The 18,391-nt window shown below is 49.1% G+C and carries 12 protein-coding genes; 1 reads left to right on the top strand and 11 read right to left on the bottom strand.

The genetic code is table 11. The annotated features are described in order from the left end of the window. Positions 1–30 precede the first annotated feature (30 nt). Both AC0YNZ_RS15985 and AC0YNZ_RS15980 read right to left on the bottom strand, forming a co-directional pair. Positions 31–1,578, bottom strand: a complete 1,548-nt coding sequence (locus tag AC0YNZ_RS15985) for a response regulator transcription factor (RefSeq protein ID WP_475827547.1) — start codon at positions 1,576–1,578, stop codon at positions 31–33. Positions 1,579–1,648: 70 nt separating this feature from the next. Further along, complete coding sequence (locus AC0YNZ_RS15980) at positions 1,649–3,904, bottom strand: FAD-dependent oxidoreductase (protein WP_475827546.1); 2,256 nt, start codon at positions 3,902–3,904, stop codon at positions 1,649–1,651. 119 nt (positions 3,905–4,023) lie between these two features. Between AC0YNZ_RS15980 and AC0YNZ_RS15975 the strand changes: the two genes are divergently transcribed. Further along, positions 4,024–4,851, top strand: a complete 828-nt coding sequence (locus tag AC0YNZ_RS15975) for a helix-turn-helix domain-containing protein (RefSeq protein WP_475827545.1) — start codon at positions 4,024–4,026, stop codon at positions 4,849–4,851. A 122-nt stretch (positions 4,852–4,973) separates the two neighbouring features. Here AC0YNZ_RS15975 and nasC read toward each other — a convergent pair whose 3' ends face one another. From nasC to AC0YNZ_RS15930, 9 genes are all read right to left on the bottom strand, one after another. Further along, positions 4,974–7,109, bottom strand: coding sequence for an assimilatory nitrate reductase catalytic subunit NasC (nasC, locus tag AC0YNZ_RS15970; protein ID WP_475827544.1), 2,136 nt, complete (start codon positions 7,107–7,109; stop codon positions 4,974–4,976). A gap of 4 nt (positions 7,110–7,113) precedes the next feature. Beyond that, complete coding sequence (gene nirB / locus AC0YNZ_RS15965; RefSeq protein WP_475827543.1) at positions 7,114–9,483, bottom strand: nitrite reductase large subunit NirB; 2,370 nt, start codon at positions 9,481–9,483, stop codon at positions 7,114–7,116. Positions 9,484–9,587: 104 nt separating this feature from the next. Beyond that, a complete protein-coding gene (locus tag AC0YNZ_RS15960) occupies positions 9,588–10,766 on the bottom strand; it encodes an MFS transporter (protein ID WP_475827596.1) in 1,179 nt (392 codons plus the stop codon). A 33-nt stretch (positions 10,767–10,799) separates the two neighbouring features. Beyond that, positions 10,800–11,135 carry a nitrite reductase small subunit NirD gene (nirD, locus tag AC0YNZ_RS15955; protein ID WP_475827542.1) on the bottom strand — a complete coding sequence of 112 codons (336 nt, stop codon included), beginning with the start codon at positions 11,133–11,135 and terminating at the stop codon, positions 10,800–10,802. A gap of 16 nt (positions 11,136–11,151) precedes the next feature. Continuing rightward, positions 11,152–13,569: a nitrite reductase large subunit NirB gene (gene nirB / locus AC0YNZ_RS15950; protein WP_475827541.1), complete on the bottom strand. Its 2,418-nt coding sequence runs from the start codon at positions 13,567–13,569 to the stop codon at positions 11,152–11,154. Between the two features lie 523 nt (positions 13,570–14,092). Further along, positions 14,093–14,230, bottom strand: coding sequence for a hypothetical protein (locus tag AC0YNZ_RS15945; protein WP_475827540.1), 138 nt, complete (start codon positions 14,228–14,230; stop codon positions 14,093–14,095). Between the two features lie 392 nt (positions 14,231–14,622). Further along, a complete protein-coding gene (locus AC0YNZ_RS15940) occupies positions 14,623–15,981 on the bottom strand; it encodes a GntT/GntP/DsdX family permease (protein ID WP_475827539.1) in 1,359 nt (452 codons plus the stop codon). Positions 15,982–16,035: 54 nt separating this feature from the next. Further along, positions 16,036–16,875 (bottom strand): class II fructose-bisphosphate aldolase, encoded by an 840-nt coding sequence (locus AC0YNZ_RS15935; RefSeq protein ID WP_475827538.1) that lies wholly within the window; start codon positions 16,873–16,875, stop codon positions 16,036–16,038. Positions 16,876–16,937: 62 nt separating this feature from the next. Further along, the gene (locus AC0YNZ_RS15930; protein ID WP_475827537.1) at positions 16,938–18,377 is read right to left on the bottom strand and encodes a four-carbon acid sugar kinase family protein; all 1,440 of its coding nucleotides are present in this window, start codon (positions 18,375–18,377) and stop codon (positions 16,938–16,940) included. Positions 18,378–18,391 lie beyond the last annotated feature (14 nt).

The following is an 18,391-nucleotide window of genomic DNA, read 5'->3' as shown; positions in this document are numbered from 1 at the left end:
TATCCCCCCGTATCCGAGCTCGCAGGCCGTTTAAGGATTCCGTTTATAATCCGTCGGAGACACCCCTGTCCAATTACGAAACGTAACGGTAAAATAGCGATAGCTCGGAATTCCGACCTCTTCCGCGATCTCGTACACCTTTTTGTTCGTTCGTTTCAGCAGCTCGACCGCCTTTTCCATTCGCAGACGGGTAATGTATTGATTAACCGTGTCGCCCGTCTCTTCACGAAATAAACGGCTGACATAATGCGGACTTAAGCCGACCTGCTCAGCAATGATCGGAAGTGAAATAGGCTGCTTCATGTTCGCTTGAATCCATTGTATCGCGGAGCGGATTTCGATGCGCGAGCACGTCCCGCCGCTCTCGGTTACGGAAATATTATGAACCAGGCATGCAATCATTTGCTTCAAGGATTGCGCTCCCATCAAATGCGTAATGGCCCGGCTGTCGAGCTCGGCACCCTCATGCACCTTCAGCCATTCCAATTGCCAATTCAGCATGCGCTGCTTGAGCTGCTGAGGCCGGATGCGCCGCGCTGCACACCACTCGGGAAACTCCCCTTGCAGGCAGTCCTTTAGAAGTGCAGCAGACCTGCTGGCCATTCTTAACAGCTCGTTCATTTCCTTCGTTTGCTTATCCGTCAGCTCTGTCAAAGGAAGCGGTCTGCCTATCAACACGCCGCTCACAGGCGAGCCGTCATAGAAAAGCGCTTCCTTCCATTCGGTCGTATCGGCTAGTGAATAGGCAAGCTCTTCCTGCGAAGTGAACGGTTCGCTGACAACCGCATGCACCGTTACGAATGGTTCAGGCAGCTCCGCATATTCCTTCATGATGACGGTGAGCGCATGCACGACGCCGCTGAGTGATTCAACCGTATGCTCTACAGCTTCGGATTGCTGCACCGCCACAAGGATGAAATATTCCTTCTCGCCAGTCGACAGCCAAGTCAGCCAGTTGGGATCTACTTCTTCTCTCTCATTCAAAGTCTGCTCCATTCGCTGCCTCGCAGAAATGTAAGCCGCATCCGGCGCATCAATGATCAGGCGTGCTAACAAATAAGGCACCGCTCCATCCAGCCCGATAAGCTTCCAATCCGCGCTGCTGAGCTCATGACCGTGCAGGAGCATTCCGAACGATGCCGCTTGCAGCAGCCGGCGTTCAAATTTATCATTTTCCCGCAAACGGCGTTCCTTGCCGATCACTTCTCTTACTTTGATCAACGCCTGCTTCATTTCCTCTTCTTCCATCGATACCTTTAATAGATATTCAAGCGCTCCAAGCCGGAGCGCATCCTGAACATAATGAAAATCGCTGTGACAGGTCAGCAAAATAATTTGAATGGCAGGATATTTTTGCCTAAGCTCCCGTATGAGTGTAATTCCGTCCATAATCGGCATCGTGATATCCGTAACGACGACATCCGGCGCGCAGACCCCGCACATTTGAAGCGCTTCTTCGCCATTGCCGGCCTCGCCGATTAAGACGGCGCCGCAGCTCTCCCATGGGAAAAGGCGAAGCTCCTGCCTTAGTGGAGCCTCGTCATCGACAATTAGAACGTTCAACGGTTTCGCAGTCATGATACCCTCTCCTTTCAATTCGCTAAAGCCATTTACTAGTTTATGACGCAAGCGATTCTAATAGTAAAGGTTAAGATAAACCATAGACTCTGATCTCGGAAATCTCCGCATGCGGACTACCATTCGTTGCTTCAACGCATAGTTTTATTTTGTCAGATATAATCGCATCTTTGAGGCGATGAACTTTTTTTCGTTTATAATTATTTTGCTCCGTTAGGATCGTAACCCATTCTCCGCCCATGTAAGCTTGAATCCGATAGCTTTGCACAACTTCGGGAATGGCCGCAAACGGTGTTCGATGATGATGAAGATTAATTAAATCTTCATTTACGTCATCATTAAAAGTTAGATGAATCTCGCCAATTTCCTGCTCCTTCTCCCAAATTAATTGTATCCACTCCTCAGAACCTACGGATAATGGACTGGATATCCAGATATGCGGGCCTGCAAAAGGCCGAATATAGCCGTCGGTAACCTGATTTGCCGCGTATGCTTCCGTATTTGGCGTTACACGCAAACATACCGGCCGGCGGTTCCAATTACGCATGCTCCATTGCGCCACCGGCTGATCGGGCTGATGATCCTCCAGCAGCGTGGATACGACCGGCCGGGGTCCCTTCTCGAAGCAAAGCACGCCGGTTAACGGTTCATCCGATACGTGCAGCGATATGGCCTCATTCGTTTTGACAATAACAAAAGCATTGCAAGCTGACCCCGGCTGCCAATCCAGGTCGAGCTTAACCCACTGGTTATTGCCCGCGGCAACCGCTGCGGAAGCTGACTTCACCAATTGTTTGGGCACATAATTCTCCCCCCTGCCTGTATGCCACAGCTCCGCCTCAAGCGTCGTCATTTGCTTTGCATCGACGAGCAGCTCAAGCGAAGCCAGCTCGGGATGAACCGGGAACAAGATGCCGATATCCTTATCGAGCGGATTTCGATCTGCAGCGTTTTCTATCGCAATGCGTTCCAGCGTGCTGGATGCGGTAACACCGGCGGATTTCGCCAGGTCCTTCGGATCATCACTGGCCACTCCGATAATTGACGCATCCTGCTTCAGCATAACCTGCTGGAATTCATTCATATATTCGCGGTGAAGCATACGCGGAGTAATCCCTTTCTGCACGGAAAGCGCAGCACCGCTGCCTGCCGCTTCCCCGATAACAGCACAGGTCGCCATCACTCTTGTCGTGCCGAAGGCGACATGAGTCGCGCTAATGTCCCGGCCAGCGAACAGCATATTGCGAACATTGCTTGAATATAAGCTTCTGAACGGGATATGATAGATACCGTCCGAATAGAGATGCTTGGAACCGCTTTCTGCCGAGTACATGCCTTGCGGCGGATGAAGGTCGATCGACCAGCCCCCGAAGGCGATACGGTCTTCGAATGGCTCCTGCGCGATAATATCGTTTTGGTTCAGCACATAATCCCCGAGAAAACGCCGGTATTCCCGCTTGCCGGGAATCGATCCGACCCATTCGAGCGTCATCTTCTCTGCATCGAACTGGCCTGAATTTTTAATATAATCCCATATCCCGTAAATAACCGACCACAGCTCGTCGCGTATTCTTTCATTGTCATGGACCGTATCCAATTCTCCGCCCCATTCGATCCACCAATAGTGACATCCCGAATCCCCGCTGCGGATTACCCGCTTCATCGGAATCGTCGTTTGCGTTATGTCCTTGGCAAAGCCGGGCGGGATAAATTTGACCGGCCGGTCGGCCTCCTTCGTATAAAAGAGCAGCGTGCTGCCGAGCGTAATGTCATCAGCTTCCTCCGGCGCCCAATCCTCATTGTATTCATCCTTCGCTTCACGGCCGATTCGATATTTCGCTCCGGCAAGGAAACCGACTAGACCATCTCCGGTACAATCGATATACATCCTGCTGTCGAACCGGATTTTACGCTCCGAGCCCATCATCCAGCCTGTTACGGATTGTATGACCCGATCATTCTCCGGTCCGTCCGCCTCCACCTCATGAACATCCGTGTTGAGAAACAATCGGATATTTTTCTCTGCGCGAACGGTCTCAAGCACGACTAGATCCCATAAATATGGATTCCCTTCGGGGTTGCGGTATTGGTTTTCGACAAACATCTCGCCCATGATGCCGGTCTCTCTTGCAAAACGCTGCGTTCCATGCGCCGTTGCGCCGCATACCCATACCCGGACCTCACTGCTGGAATTGCCTCCGAGAACCGGTCTGTTATTCACTAAGGATACGGTCTGCCCAAGACGGGCAGCCGCGACAGCGGCGCATACCCCTGCAAGCCCTCCGCCAATAACGGTAATATCGGATACAATTTGTTCACTCCTCATAAGGCTATACCTCCATTACATAGATTTGAATTCATCATAATATGGAAGGCTAGTGCTTTAACATGCACTGCGCTATCATATAACCATATACTTTATTTCACACTTGGAGGTGCAGATAAATGACACTTCAAAGCTCGAGCTTTTATCCTGTTCTTTCGCATCATATATTTTGGAATAGCAAATCCCGGTTTCAATTAAGCGTGGATACGTATGAGCATTGGGTGATGTTTGCAGTCGAAAGCGGGAGCTTCGACTATCGGATAGGCGAAGCGGAGGGAACAGCCCGTATGGGAGACGTTATCGTCTGTCCGCCGGGCCTCAGCTTTCATCGCTGCATAATCCATGCGTTAACTTTTCATTTCATCGGTTTTACGCTCGGCTCGCTTTCAAGCGGTATGCCCGGCAAGGCTGAATGCGAACAGAGCGTTCAACTTCAGCTAGCCGAATCGGCGTACAAGCTGAACATTCAGCAACGCAATCGTTTGGCCGATAACTTGAAGAGCTTGAAGCAGTATGCCCTAAATACCGAAAACCGGAATTCATATTGGCAAAATCATGTGTTGAACGATATTTGGCAATTTTGCCGGCAGACGGATACCGCCCCAGTCATTCAGGAGATGAAACCTGATCCGCTTATTGAACAGGCCATGAGCTTTATTCAGCAAAATCGCTACGAGGATATTAGCATGCACAATCTTGCAGCTGAGCTCGGCATCAGCCCGGTACAGCTTAGCCGCAGGTTCCAGAGGAGTGTAGGATCAGCGCCGTCCCGTTACCTGACCGCTCTTCGATTAGATAAGGCCAAATCGCTGCTGACCGAAACCCACTTGTCCCTGGAGCAGATTGCCCAGGCATGCGGCTACAGTAACGGATTTTATTTAAGCCGTATTTTTTCAAAAAAAATGAAGATTAGCCCCTCAGAATACCGGAAGTTGAATCGGGTATAGCGCTGTTACAGCATTAGGAACCAAGTAAATGCCGCCGCCTTCTTTTGTTGTATGTAAAAAAGCCCCAAAGGAAGTATTCCTTCGGGGCTTTGGATATTTCACATTCACTTTTTCACCAGATCTTACATGGATTGCACAAGCGGCCTTGCATTTACTGCGCACACTTTAAAGCCAGGCATTCTGCATGTCGGATCCAACGCTTGATTCGTAATTTTGTTAACGTTTTGAATATCGCCCCAATGCATGGGAACAAATACGGTATCCTCCCGAATCTCCCTTGTCAGCTTGCTGCGGACTACGATACTTCCGCGCTTCGACTCCAGCCGTATTAACGAATCATCCTCGATCCGGTATTTCCGAGCTGTTTTCGGGTGAATTTCCATGAAAGATTCAAAGCTGCGCGCCGCAAGCGTTTGGCTTCTCCGGGTTTGAACGCCGGTCAAATAATGGGAGAGGACGCGACCGGTTGTCAAATATAGCGGAAACTCCCCGCTTACCTGCTCGTCAGGGAAATGATTATTGACAGCAATCAGCTCCGCCTTACCGCCTTGATGCGCGAATGACTTCTCGAATAACCGTTTCTCACCGGGGTGATCGAGGCTCGGGCAAGGCCAATAAACTCCTTCTTCCCGCCGCAGCCTATCATAGGTGATGCCATAGTAATCAGCAATTCCGCCGCGGCTCGCAATCCGAAGCTCCTCGAAGATCTGCTCTGCATCCTGATAGGAGAAATACTCTCCTTTTCCAAGTGCATGGGCAACGCCGCATAAAATCTCCCAATCATGCTTCACTTCGCCCGTCACTGCCCGGCTAGCCTCTCGCAGCAGAACACGGCCTTCCAAGTTCGTTAACGTGCCTTCATTCTCCAAATAAGAGGAAGTCGGCAAAATTAAATCAGCCAACCGCGCCGTTTCCGAAAGGAACATGTCGGCAACCACAAGGAACTGCAGCTTACGCAGACCCTCTTCCACCAAGTTTGCGTTAGGATTGGAGACGATCGGATTGGAGCCCATGACAAACAGCGCACGAATCTCCTCTTCGTGGATTTTCTCCATCATTTCATAAGCGGAGACGCCTTTTCCAGGCAAATCTTCAGGCTGCACGCCCCATACATCGGCGATATAAGCACGATCAGCCGGATTTTCAATCGAACGGTAACCCGGAAGCTGATCGGCCTTTTGTCCGTGCTCTCTGCCCCCTTGGCCATTAGCTTGGCCGGTAACCGCGCCGTAACCGCAGCCTTCTTTCCCGATCTTGCCGGTTATCAGCACCATATTAAGGAAGTTCCGCACGGCCATATAACCATCCGTCTGCTGTTCCACGCCTCTAGCGGTAAACACCATACCGGTTGCTGCTTTGCCGAAAGCTTCAGCTGCTTGGCGAATTTGCGCAAGCGGAACGCCCGTAATTTCCGCGATTTCGTTTAAGTCAACAGCCGCAAGATGCTCCTTCAGCTCATTAAAGCCATTGGTTCGGTCGCGGGTAAACGATTCATCCACATAACCTTCGTCCATCAGCACCTTCAGCATGCCGTTGACTAAAGCGGCGTCCATCCCCGGTTTTACTTTTAAATGCAAATCCGCCAACTCGGTTGTGCCTGTATTTCTTGGGTCAATGACAATAATGTAAGAGCCGTTCTCCTTCGCCCTTGTGAAATAAGGCATTAACGTAGGCTGGCATTCCGCAATATTTGTCCCCGCCAAAATGATACACTTTGCAGATGAAATTTCAGATAGTTGGTTGGTCAAACCACGGTCAATTCCGAACGCCTTATTGCCGGCCGACGCTGCCGCGGACATACAAAACCGGCCATTGTAATCGATATATTTGGTTCGCAGCGCGACCCGCGCGAATTTTCCAAGCAAATATGCGGATTCATTAGTCAGTGATCCTCCGCCGTATACGCCAATCGTATCGTTTCCGAACTGCTGTCCAATTTCCGTAAAGTTGGATTGAATCAGCCGGTATGCTTCCTCCCAACTGATTCTCACGAATGCTCCATCCACTTTGGCCATCGGGTAAGTAATACGTTCGCTGCTGAGAGCATGCTGATAAGCGTTCATGCCTTTGATGCATAACCGGCCTTCCGAAGCGGCATTCGGCTTTGGAACAACGGTATACGTATTTCGTTCTTCGCCAAAATGCTCCATGACCTGCATTTTACATTGCACGCTGCAAAAAGGGCACTGTGTGTCCATGATATGATCATATTGTGCGCCAGCTTCTGCTTTATTAGTAAGTACCGTTAATGGTTTCATCTGATCACCTTATCACTGCAGCTGTCGGCTGCTGATTTGCTTGCTCCGGCGAATCTGAAAGCGCCTTTTCCATGCGGCTTCCTAATATCTGCAAGAGATACGGATCAAATAACGCTTCTCTGATCTGCATCAGGCCGAGCCGTTCGATCCATTGCGGCACCCGTTCCGCATAATATCCCGTCTCCCTGTAATATTGCAGGAAGGCAGCTGCAAGCGTCAGCAGCTCCTCATCCGTTGCGGCCGTATATAACAGCTGACCCGGTTTAACATGCCGTTCTCCGCTGCCGCCTACATAAATTTCCCATCCACCGGGCGCTCCTACGATTCCGATATCCTTCGTAAGCGATCCTGCATGGTTATGAGGGCTCGCAGATACCCCGATTTTTATTTCATGCGGCACTTGCAGCCGTTCTAATTTCTTCTCCAAAGCGACACCTAGTGCGATCGAATCATGCATAGCATCTACGGCATATTTAATACCGCTGCATGTTCCAACCGTGCCCACTGATTTACCGTATAACGGTCCGCTGTTTGGTAAATTCAGATCTGTCATTACGCCCTTAACATCCGCAGCAGCAATGCCGAGCAGGCCAAGCTGTGGTCCTTCCAGCAGCTTCACGAGCGGAATTCCAAATTTCTCAACGATGTCGGCAATTTGCCGCAGCTGTTCCGCGGTCGTTATGCCTCCATACATTTTAGGCATAACCGCATAGGTGCCGTCGGCTTGCCTTCCCGTCGTCACATTCTCGTCTGCTTGCAGCACAGCCGAACCATGCACACTTAGATAGTAATGCAGCGCAGGGCGGCATACATCGCAACCCGACTCCGTTTGCCAATCCAATGCGCTTCTAATTTCAGCCGTATCTGCGAAGCGGCGGTTCTGAATCTCCAGCATAAGCTCATCATGGCTATATGTTGTGCAGGCGCAGACGGTCTCTTTCTCGACCGTTTGCTCGAAGCCGTGAAGGTGCACATAATCCAAAATGCTGCTGACCATCGTTTTGCAGCTTCCGCAAGAACTGGATGCTTTCGTACATTTTTTCACTTCATCGACCGTTTGCAAGCCTTGCTCTTTAATTGCCTGCATAATCGTCCCTTTAGTTACCCCGTTGCAAGAGCACACCAGTTCCTTATCGGACATGGCCGCGATTAAAGAGTCCCCCGCTTCCTGGCCGCGTGCTCCGGCACCGTTCATTTCTTTCTCGTAGACCGAAATATCCGTCTGCTGCTTGATCATGCCGAGCAGCTTCGTACCCTCGCTAATATCGCCAAACAAAACCGCTCCGACAATTTTATTATCGCGGATGACAATTTTTTTGTATGTGTTACGGATACCGTCAATCCATTTCAACGACTTTACCTCGTCGCTGTCCATAAATTCGCCGGCAGAGAATACGTCTACTCCCGATACTTTCAGCTGGGTTGCCAGCACTGAGCCATGATAGCCTTCGTTTTCCGTACCGCAAATCGTTTTTGCAAGTACTTTCCCCTGCTCATATAGCGGTGCGACAAGCCCATACACAATACCGCGATGTTCCGCGCATTCGCCGACCGCATAAACATTAGGTACATTCGTCTGCATATAATCGTTAACCACAATAGCGCGGTTTGTTTCGATCTTACCGTCTTTTGCCAGCTGCACGTTAGGCCTAACGCCTACTGCCATAACAAGCAGGTCGGCATCGGTTTTGGTGCCGTCTTTGAACTTCAGCCCCACGATGCGGCTCCGTCCGATAATCTCTTCCGATTGCTTCTCAAGCAAAAAACGCATCCCTTGCTTTTCGAGCTCAGCTTGCAGCATTTTGGCTGCTGTGCGGTCGAGCTGTCTTTCCATAATACTGTCAAATATATGAACGACATCCACTCTCATGCCGAGGTTTAACAATCCGCGAGCCGCCTCGAGCCCAAGCAATCCTCCGCCGATGACAACAGCCTTTTCATACTTTTTGGAGGTTTCGACCATCGTTTCACAATCGCGAATATCCCGGAAAGCGGTAACGCCCTTTTTATTTGCACCCGGCAGGGGCAGCATAAAAGGCAAAGAGCCCGTTGCAAAAATAAGCTCATCATAGATGACGCTTTTCCCGGATTCGGTAACGACCCTCTTGCGTTCAATGTCTACATTCGTAACCGTTTCATTCGTGAAAAGCTGGATATGATTATCTTTGTACCACTGCCAGTCATTGATCGTGATGTCTTCTATAGTCGTATCGCCCTGCAGCACCTTCGATAACAAAATGCGGTTATAGTTCGGATGGGGCTCTTTGCCGAAAATCGTAATCTCAAAAGCTTCCGGGTCTATATTTAATATTTCTTCGACGCAGCGTACGCCGGCCATTCCGTTTCCGATCACCACTAATTTTCTTTTCGCCATCATGAAACCTCCATTTAGATCGAAACGACAGCACCGCCCTTATCAAAAAGAGCGGTCCCGTTCGCAATCCGGTTTTTCCGGTACGCGCAGCCGGCACCGGGCATCTATGCTGTGTATTCCATGCCCTTCTTTACTCCCGTTTGTTTCGGCCTCAGGGCAGTGTAATTAAGGATTAAACATGCCGTGGCAAATATCATCATAAAAATAAAGCCCAAATTGTAATGTCCTGTCATATCTTTGACGATTCCGAGTACAATCGGCGGAAAAAATCCGCCAATGCCGCCTGCGGCGCCGACAATTCCCGTAACCGCTCCCGTATTGCCGGAAGATACCTCGGGCACCATTTTGAACACAGCCCCATTACCTAAACCAAGCAGTAAGGAAATAAACAAGCATAAGGAGCTGAAATAGACAAACTGATTAAGCGAAAAAGATAAAAGCGCCGCTGCAACCATAACTCCGCAGAAGACATACGTTAATACTTTCCTGCTGCCGAACCGGTCTGCCAAATAGCCGCCTGCCGGCCGAATGAGCGTAGCCGCCAGTACAAAACCCGCTGTCCGAAGTCCCGCATCGAAAGCGCTAAGCTGAAACAGATCTTTAAGGAACGTCGGCAGATAAACGCTAAATGCGACAAAACCGCCGAAGGTCAAAAAATAAAAGATAGATAAATACCAAGTCGCTTTATCCTTTGTTACGGACAATGATTGCTTCAAGGTTTTCGGTTCGGATGACTGCAGTGCGTCCTTCGTAAACGTAAAGAACACTAATGCCATTACCGCAATTCCGATCGCCAGACTAAAAAATACCCAAGAAATGCCGTACGTGGATGAAATGGTAGGAAGCAGAAAATTCGCTCCCGCTCCCCCTAAATTGCCTAGTCCGGCAATGCCCAGAATAAATCCCTGTCTTTGCGGCGGATACCATTTGGATACAAAAGTTAAAGAGATAGCAAACGTGGTGCCCGCCATACCGATAAATAAGGCGCAGACCAACATCCATACATAAGAATCAGCAAATCCGGCTGCTACCACCGGCAGGATCAAGAACAGCATCGTGAGCGTGAACACTTTCCTGCCGCCATGACGGTCAGTTAAAATACCCATCGGAATCCGCATAATCGACCCGAGCAGAACGGGGGTTGCAATCAGAATACTCTTCTCAAGCGTACTCAGATTGAATAACTCCTGAATCTGCCCTGCAATCGGCGGAAACACTGACCAGATCATGAATGACACGGTCATAGCGAACGTTGAATAAATGAGTGCTTTTGTTTGATTCATTGCCATTGGTCCGTTTCTCCCCGATTGTCTCCCTTAGGATGCTTGATAGGCCTTTTCTTCCACATAAAGAATGATATTGCCGCTTTCAGCGTCCGTTTCCACCTTGAAGGAAACGACACAACCTTCATCCGGATCCTGCACCTTGCCGTCGTTCAAATCGATTTTCCAATCGTGAAGCGGGCAGAATACGTGATGATCGCATACGATACCTTCGGAAAGCTTGCCCGCTTTATGCGGGCATTTATTTTCTATCGCTTTTATTTCACCGTTTGAGAGCTTGAACAACGCAATTTCCAATTCTCCGACGAAGATTACTCTTGAACGCATGCTCTCAATTTCCGAAATATGACCGATTTTAACTTGTTTCATGCTGATGACACCCTTTCTAGTTCATTGTGGGAATAGGTAGATTTTCGAATGTTGTACGCAATTTATCAGTTTCCACAATTTCTTTCCATGGATCTTGCGTCAGGCTGAGCGCAAGTTCAATCCGCTCGACGAGTGCCACTCGGTCTTCTTTCTTCTCCAAGGCAGCCTTAATCGTATCCAGGCCGACTCTTTCAAGCCATTCCGCCGTACGTTCGTTATATTTGCCGGTTTCACGGTAATACTGCATGTACGCTCCCGTCCATTCCAGAACCTCTTCCTCCGTCTTCACCTTAACGAGCAGGTCGGTGACTCTTACTTTCGTACCGCCGTTTCCGCCGACATGAATTTCCCATCCGCCGTCAATCGCAACGACGCCCAAATCCTTGATTGTCGCTTCCGCACAGTTACGAGGGCAGCCGGATACGGCCATCTTAAATTTCGCCGGTGTGCTCAAACGTTCGAAGCGCTTCTCCATTTCGATACCCATGGCCATCGAATCCTGCGTTCCGAATCTGCAGAACGTCGATCCCACGCATGTTTTAACCGTACGAAGCGTTTTGCCGTATGCGTAACCCGACGGCATGTCGAGATCCGTCCACATCGAAGGCAAGTCTTCCTTCTTAACGCCCAGAAGGTCGATCCGCTGTCCGCCTGTAATTTTTACTAGCGGCACTTCATATTTCACCGCTACTTCGGCAATTTTCTTCAGATCCTGCGGTGTCGTTACCCCGCCGTAAATTCTCGGAACAACAGAGTACGTACCGTCCTTCTGGATATTGGCATGATTTCTTTCGTTAACGAATCTCGATTCACGCTCGTCTTCATGCTCCTCCGGCCACACCATGCCGAGGTAGTAGTTCAACGCCGGACGGCATTTGGAGCAGCCTTCCGGATTGTTCCAATTTAGTACGTGCATAACTTCCTTCGAAGTCGTTAATCTCATCTCGCGAATACCGTCAACCACTTCATCACGGCTAAGCGTTGTACAACCGCAAATGCCTTCCTTGACCGTTTTCACGCCGTCCGCGCCAACTACATAAGTCAGCACATCAGCAATCAGCGGTTTACAGCCGCCACAGGAAGCGGAAGCTTTCGTGCACGCCTTAATATCATTAACGCTCGAGCATCCTTTTTCATTGATCGCAGCTACAACTGCGCCTTTGGAAACGCCGTTACATCCGCAAACAATCTCATCATCGCTCATCGAGGCAATCAAATCAGCGTTGGAAGGAGCCGATCCGCCCGAGCCGAGCAAAATTTCTTTTTCTTTCCCCGTAACATCTTCGCCGCTGCGGATCATGGCGAACAGGCGAGCGCCGTCGCTTATATCGCCGAACAAAACAGCCCCGACGACTTTTCCGTTCTGAATGACGACTTTCTTGTATACGCCGCCGAACTCATCCTGCACACGAACGGCGCGTGTATCAACATCATCCAAGTATTGACCCGCCGAAAATACATCCACACCCGAAACCTTCAGCTTCGTAGAAACGACGGAGCCGTGATAGCCTTCCGTTTCCAGGCCCGCCAGTTTCTTGGCAAGCACAGCGGCTTGCTCGTACAATGGCGCGACTAGTCCGTACGAAATGCCGCGGTGCTCCACGCATTCGCCAACCGAGTAAACATTCGGAATGTTCGTCTCCATGAAATCGTTGACGAGAATACCGCGGTTAACTTCAATGCCACTCTTCTTAGCCATCGCCATGTTAGGCTTGATACCGACTGCCATAACAACTAGATCTGCAGACTCTTCGGAGCCGTCCGTAAATCTTAGACCCGTTACCCGCTCTTTCCCTACAATCTTCTCTGTCTTTTTTCCGAGAAGGAATTTCATGCCTTGCTGCTGAAGTTCCTTCTGCAGCATAATTCCACCCGTTTCGTCCATCTGTCTGTTCATCAGAATTTTGTTGCTGTGAACGACGGACACTTCCATATTCAGATTCAGCAGTCCCCGAGCCGCTTCCAGTCCGAGCAAGCCGCCGCCGATAACAACCGCTTTTTTGTACTTTTTCGCCGTCTCCATCATCGTTTCGCAATCTTTAATGTCGCGGAATGCGATAACGCCTTTTTTGTCCGCACCCGGAAGCGGAAGCATGAAAGGCAGCGAGCCCGTTGCAATAATGACTTCATCGTAAGGCACTTGAATGCCGCTTTCCGTGCTGACGATCTTGCGTTTCGTGTCGATATTGCTTACCGTATGCCCAGCGTGGAGAATAATGTTGTTTTCTCTGTACCATTCCCAACTATTGATAACAATATCATTTATATCCGCATCGCCTGCTAGAACAGATGACAGCATGATTCGATTATAGTTCGGATGAGGTTCGCTTCCGAAGATGGTAATGTCATACCGGTTCGGGACCAGCTTCAAAATCTGTTCGATACAATTCACACCCGCCATACCGTTACCTATCAAAACCAGCTTCTTCTTCATCCCATTCACACTCCTAAATATTTAAGCATTCGTAAATTTGACTATCGATCATTAAGATAAGCTCTCAAATTGACGTCACATATACTAACACATTTAATCTTACTTATAATTTAACGCATTTTGACGTATATTTCAATGAAAATTTGTGAGGTAATTTAACATTTGTAACAAAATGACGTATGTTATCTTTTCCAAATACATAATCGTTCGCTTTTTACCCCATTTTTTCACTTGAATGCGTCTTCAATTGTATATTGATTCCAGCAACTTCGAAATGTTTACACACATTTTTTTGATATGTTAATTAATCTCACGCTGTTAAGTGATGGTTCTATGGCAAGATGCATGGATTTTTTGCGATTCAGCACTTAAATAAGCGAAACATCTATTTAAACAAGAAAAAGGTGTTTCCTTGTGAAGGAAACACCTCTTTCACACATGCCCGGTATACAGGCTTTGATTATAAATGAAGTTGTTTACAGCTGATTACTAACGAGTGTATCAACATTTAGAAGAAAAAAGATTATACAGAAAGTTTAGACGGCTTCCAGTGCTTTTCGTTTCCTACAAATGCCTCGTTAAATTTACTTACACAATCGTCTTCTACCTTATTATAATTAGCTACCGATAGCATACCTGCAATAATAATTAACAATTTCATGGAACCCACTCCTCATGACTTTTAGTTAAAACCAACGGTGCGTAAAATTATATAACACGAGAACCAAGTTTTTTTCCTTGCGTAATTGTTTATATGTCACATAATATAACACGCATGATAAAGAGTCAATTCAAGAGGATCGCAAATGCTATTCTGTTTTTTTATAGAGATGTTCATTTATTCTAATAAAGATAAGAAGTCAGATCCCGGCTGTGCAATAAGATCTCAGCCCGTGTTATAACGTCTACGATTGAGAAATTCAATCTCACATCCCTCTAAACATTACATATAAATGACATGTCATGAGAAGGAGTGCGGTCAGGACTTCTGGGAATATGCAAAAAAACCACGTCAGATGACGTGGTTTTTGCGTAAGGTATAGCTGCACAAATTTAGACGAAGATACTTAATACCATAACGAGGGCAAAAGCCGTAAAGCCGAGTATAGTTTCCATTACTGTCCACGTTTTCAACGTTTGCGGTACGGATAAATTCAAGTACTCCTTGACGATCCAGAAGCCGGAATCGTTAACATGGGACAAAATAATGGAACCTGCTCCTGTAGCGAGAACGAGGAGCTCCGGACTAACACCAGGCATCGTTGCCGCAATCGGGGCAACAATTCCGGCAGCGGTCGTCATTGCGACAGTTGCCGAGCCAACGGCTGCCCGTATGAGGCCAGCGATTACAAATGCAAGCACAAGCGGCGACAAATTCGCATTTTGTGCAAAGCCGGCAATGGCATCGCCTACGCCGCTGGTAGTCAAAATTTTGTTGAAGCCGCCGCCCGCGCCGATCAGCAGGATGATGGAAGCTACCGGACCAAGGCAATCATTCGTAAATTTCAGCAGCTCTTTGCTGCTGTAGCCTCGTGCAAAGCCGAAGGAATAAAGTGAAAACAGCAGCGCAAGCAGCAGGGCAATAATCGGACTTCCAATAAAGTCGATAACTTGTCTGAACATATTCGTCTCCGGCAGCATAATATCGACCACCGTTGCCAATAGCATAAGAATTACCGGCAGCAAAATCGTAAAGATTGTAATGCCGAAGCCAGGCAGTTCTCTTTCTTTCGTTTCCGTAAATTGCGCCATCAGATCGCTCGATGCTTCCGACTTGATGCGCTTCGCAATCCAAGAGCCGTAAAGCGGACCGGCAATAGCAGCCGCCGGCAATGATACGATTAGCGCCAGAAAAATGGTTTTACCGATATTGGCATTGAAGATGCCTACCGCCAGCATCGCTGCCGGGTGAGGAGGAATGAGACTGTGCACTACGGCCAAGCCTGCCACGAGAGAAATCCCGATTTTGATCAGCGAGGTGCCCGTATGCTTGGCAATTACGAATACGAGCGGGAATAGAAGCACGATTCCGACTTGAATGAACACGGGTATACCGCAGATAACGGCAACGACCATCATCGCCCAGTGGACATTTTTCTCACCGAATACACGCACCATCGTTTTGGCAACCCGCTCGGCGCCGCCTGATTCGGCCATCAGCTTGCCCAGCATCGTACCGAGACCTAGTACGATCGCTATAAAACCAAGAACGCTGGCTACCCCTTCCTGATAGGCCTTGACGATACCTGTCAGAGGCATTCCCGAAATAAGCCCCATAAATACAGCTCCTACAATTAGCGCGACAAAAGGATTCATTTTGACTTTCGCGATAAGCAGGATCAAACCAATAATAGAAATTACCGCATACAGCAGCAGACTTGCATCATGACTGAGTCCAAATACAGAATACATCGTTATAACCCCCCATTTAATGTAAACGCTCTCTTTTATGAAATGAAAACAGGGTCAAGCCCTGTTAGCAAACAATGAAACGAAGCGGCTCATTACCGGTACAATAGCGTTCTCCAGCTCAGACATGACTGACGACAGATGAGCGCTTGGATAAGCTGCCACGTGATCTTTCAGAAACGATACGGCAGCCAGCGAAATTTCGGTATTTACATTAATTTTGCAAATGCCGCGTTTGACCGTTTCGACAATGATGGCATCCGGTGTGCCGGAGCCGCCGTGGAGCACTAGCGGAATGTCAATTGCAGCGCGGATTTGCTCCAGAAGCCGAAGATTAATGTTCGGCTCGCCGCTGTACATGCCGTGTACCGTGCCGATGGCTGCCGCCAGAAAATCGACACCCGTTTCCGTTACGAACTGCTTGGCATCAGCCGGGTTAGTCAGTGTTCCGCTGCCTTCTTCTTCGTCCGAGAATGCGCCTCTTGCGAGCGAGCCAATTTCCGCTTCCACGGATACGCCCGCAGCGTGTGCGATCGCGACGATCTCTTTTGTTTGTTCAACATTTTGCTCAAAGCTGTACTTGGAGCCGTCATACATAACGGAAGAAAAACCGCTGGCAATCGCACGCTCAATTGATTCCTTCTCGTAAGCATGGTCCAGATGAAGCGCAACCGGAACGGATGATTTGGCTCCGATAGCTTTGACCATGGCAGCGAAACCTTCAACATCAACAGTAGGGAAATAACGCTCCCCGAGAGCAATGATGACCGGTTTACTCTGGCTTTCAGCCGCGCGAACAGCTGCTTGTACCGTTTCCTGATTGTACACATTGAAAGCAGCTACCGCATAATTTCCTTGCTGCGCCGCTGTCAGCATTTCTTTAGTATTAACAATCATGAATAAATACACTCCTTTCTCATTCAATTTAATGCGGATTCTATGAGCGGCAATGAGCTCTGCTATTTACTCTCGATTTTCTCGACAGTCTCAAGCAGTGTCCTCTCCCCGCCTACATTGCCCGGGAAGACGATGTACGGAATGCCGCTGAATTTGGCTTCATCCCCGGTTTCCCACACAGGTATGCCCGCCGCAACCTGGCCAAGGACACGCGCCTTGCGGATGGCAAGACCCTTTGTCGCCACATCGCTGGAAGTAATGCCTCCTTTGGCAATAATAAACTTCGGAACGACCTCAAGAGACTGCACAATTTCAACAAGCGCTCCCGATACTGTCTGGCTGATTTTGAAATTGTCAGCTACGTTGTCCACTGCGATTAGCTTGCGGCTGCTGAATACGACGACATTGCTGCCTTCGGCAATATGTTTGTTCGCTTGAGCAATGACCCGGCTAATCTCAAGTTTGTACGCTGCAGGATCGAGAACCTGCTCCACGTCGATCTCCAGAGCAACGATACCCGGAAAAGTGAGCAAATGCCCCAGCTGCCGCGTTGTTTTCTGCACATAAGATCCTACGACGACAATACCGCCATGGCTCTCCTGTCCGCTTGCAATCAGCTTCTCCTTCGGCAGGTAATCCTGATCCGAGATGCCGGCATATGATTTCACGAATGATGCCGCTGTGCGGAAAATAAACGACTTGCCTTCCTCCTCCGCCTGCAGCAGAGCCAGTGAAAGCACATCCATATCCGCGTAAGTGAGCGCGTTGACGACTACCGGCACGTTGCCCGCAGCTTCGAGCAGCACCTTTTTGACGACGTCAGGCCCCTTGCGCAACTGCTCCAGTGAAATCACTAGACATTGTTCGCTTTTGATACGACCATCGGTTTTCTCTTCAACCCACGCAGTCAAGTTGCCGTTCTCATAGCCAAACACTTTATCCTTGGCGAATTCCGTCTCTTGCACGGGAATAAGCGTTTCTCCCTCTATCATGTAATGGGTGTTGCCGTACGTTACGCGTCCGGCCTCGAAGAAAGCAGGGATAATAAGCTGTCCGTCGTAGCTATGGCCGCTCAGACGCGACACTTCCTCCGAAAGGACATCCGTTTCCAGCGGATAATACCCGCGCAGCATGGAATCGCTGCGGCTGACAAAGGTGAACGACTTCCCTTTCTCGTTAGCAACCGCTTGCACGTTGCGGGCAATCTCGCGATTAATCCGCTCTGCGGTTTCAGCGTCAAGTCCCCTGGTATTTGTCAAAATATAAAAGAGCGATTCCGGAGCATCGAACGCCTCCGACAGCAGTTCTTTATCCCACTCAGTCAATACATTAATGTCATGAACCGTCTGTACTCCTGTTGGATCATCGTCCAGAACGATAATTTTCCGGTTCCGGGAGTCGTTGAGCCGCTTGATTTCCTGCCGCAGACCGCTGTTGTCCCATTCGGCCGGCAGCTCTGCCTGTACAGCCGCAAGCGTAGTATGTTTTGCCTCGCGAATCATGTTGTATCCACCTC

Source organism: Paenibacillus sp. J2L1-98 (assembly GCF_056269405.1).
Note: the sequence above shows the minus strand (reverse complement) of the source record. Positions and strands in the feature narration are given on the sequence as shown.

What these genes read in the sequence shown, in the direction of transcription:
- AC0YNZ_RS15985 (WP_475827547.1), bottom strand. Translation starts at nt 1,578, where the DNA reads ATGACTGCGAAACCGTTGAACGTTCTAATTGTCGATGACGAGGCTCCA.
- AC0YNZ_RS15980 (WP_475827546.1), bottom strand. Translation starts at nt 3,904, where the DNA reads ATGAGGAGTGAACAAATTGTATCCGATATTACCGTTATTGGCGGAGGG.
- AC0YNZ_RS15975 (WP_475827545.1), top strand. Translation starts at nt 4,024, where the DNA reads ATGACACTTCAAAGCTCGAGCTTTTATCCTGTTCTTTCGCATCATATA.
- nasC (WP_475827544.1), bottom strand. Translation starts at nt 7,109, where the DNA reads ATGAAACCATTAACGGTACTTACTAATAAAGCAGAAGCTGGCGCACAA.
- nirB (WP_475827543.1), bottom strand. Translation starts at nt 9,483, where the DNA reads ATGGCGAAAAGAAAATTAGTGGTGATCGGAAACGGAATGGCCGGCGTA.
- AC0YNZ_RS15960 (WP_475827596.1), bottom strand. Translation starts at nt 10,766, where the DNA reads ATGAATCAAACAAAAGCACTCATTTATTCAACGTTCGCTATGACCGTG.
- nirD (WP_475827542.1), bottom strand. Translation starts at nt 11,135, where the DNA reads ATGAAACAAGTTAAAATCGGTCATATTTCGGAAATTGAGAGCATGCGT.
- nirB (WP_475827541.1), bottom strand. Translation starts at nt 13,569, where the DNA reads ATGAAGAAGAAGCTGGTTTTGATAGGTAACGGTATGGCGGGTGTGAAT.
- AC0YNZ_RS15945 (WP_475827540.1), bottom strand. Translation starts at nt 14,230, where the DNA reads ATGAAATTGTTAATTATTATTGCAGGTATGCTATCGGTAGCTAATTAT.
- AC0YNZ_RS15940 (WP_475827539.1), bottom strand. Translation starts at nt 15,981, where the DNA reads ATGTATTCTGTATTTGGACTCAGTCATGATGCAAGTCTGCTGCTGTAT.
- AC0YNZ_RS15935 (WP_475827538.1), bottom strand. Translation starts at nt 16,875, where the DNA reads ATGATTGTTAATACTAAAGAAATGCTGACAGCGGCGCAGCAAGGAAAT.
- AC0YNZ_RS15930 (WP_475827537.1), bottom strand. Translation starts at nt 18,377, where the DNA reads ATGATTCGCGAGGCAAAACATACTACGCTTGCGGCTGTACAGGCAGAG.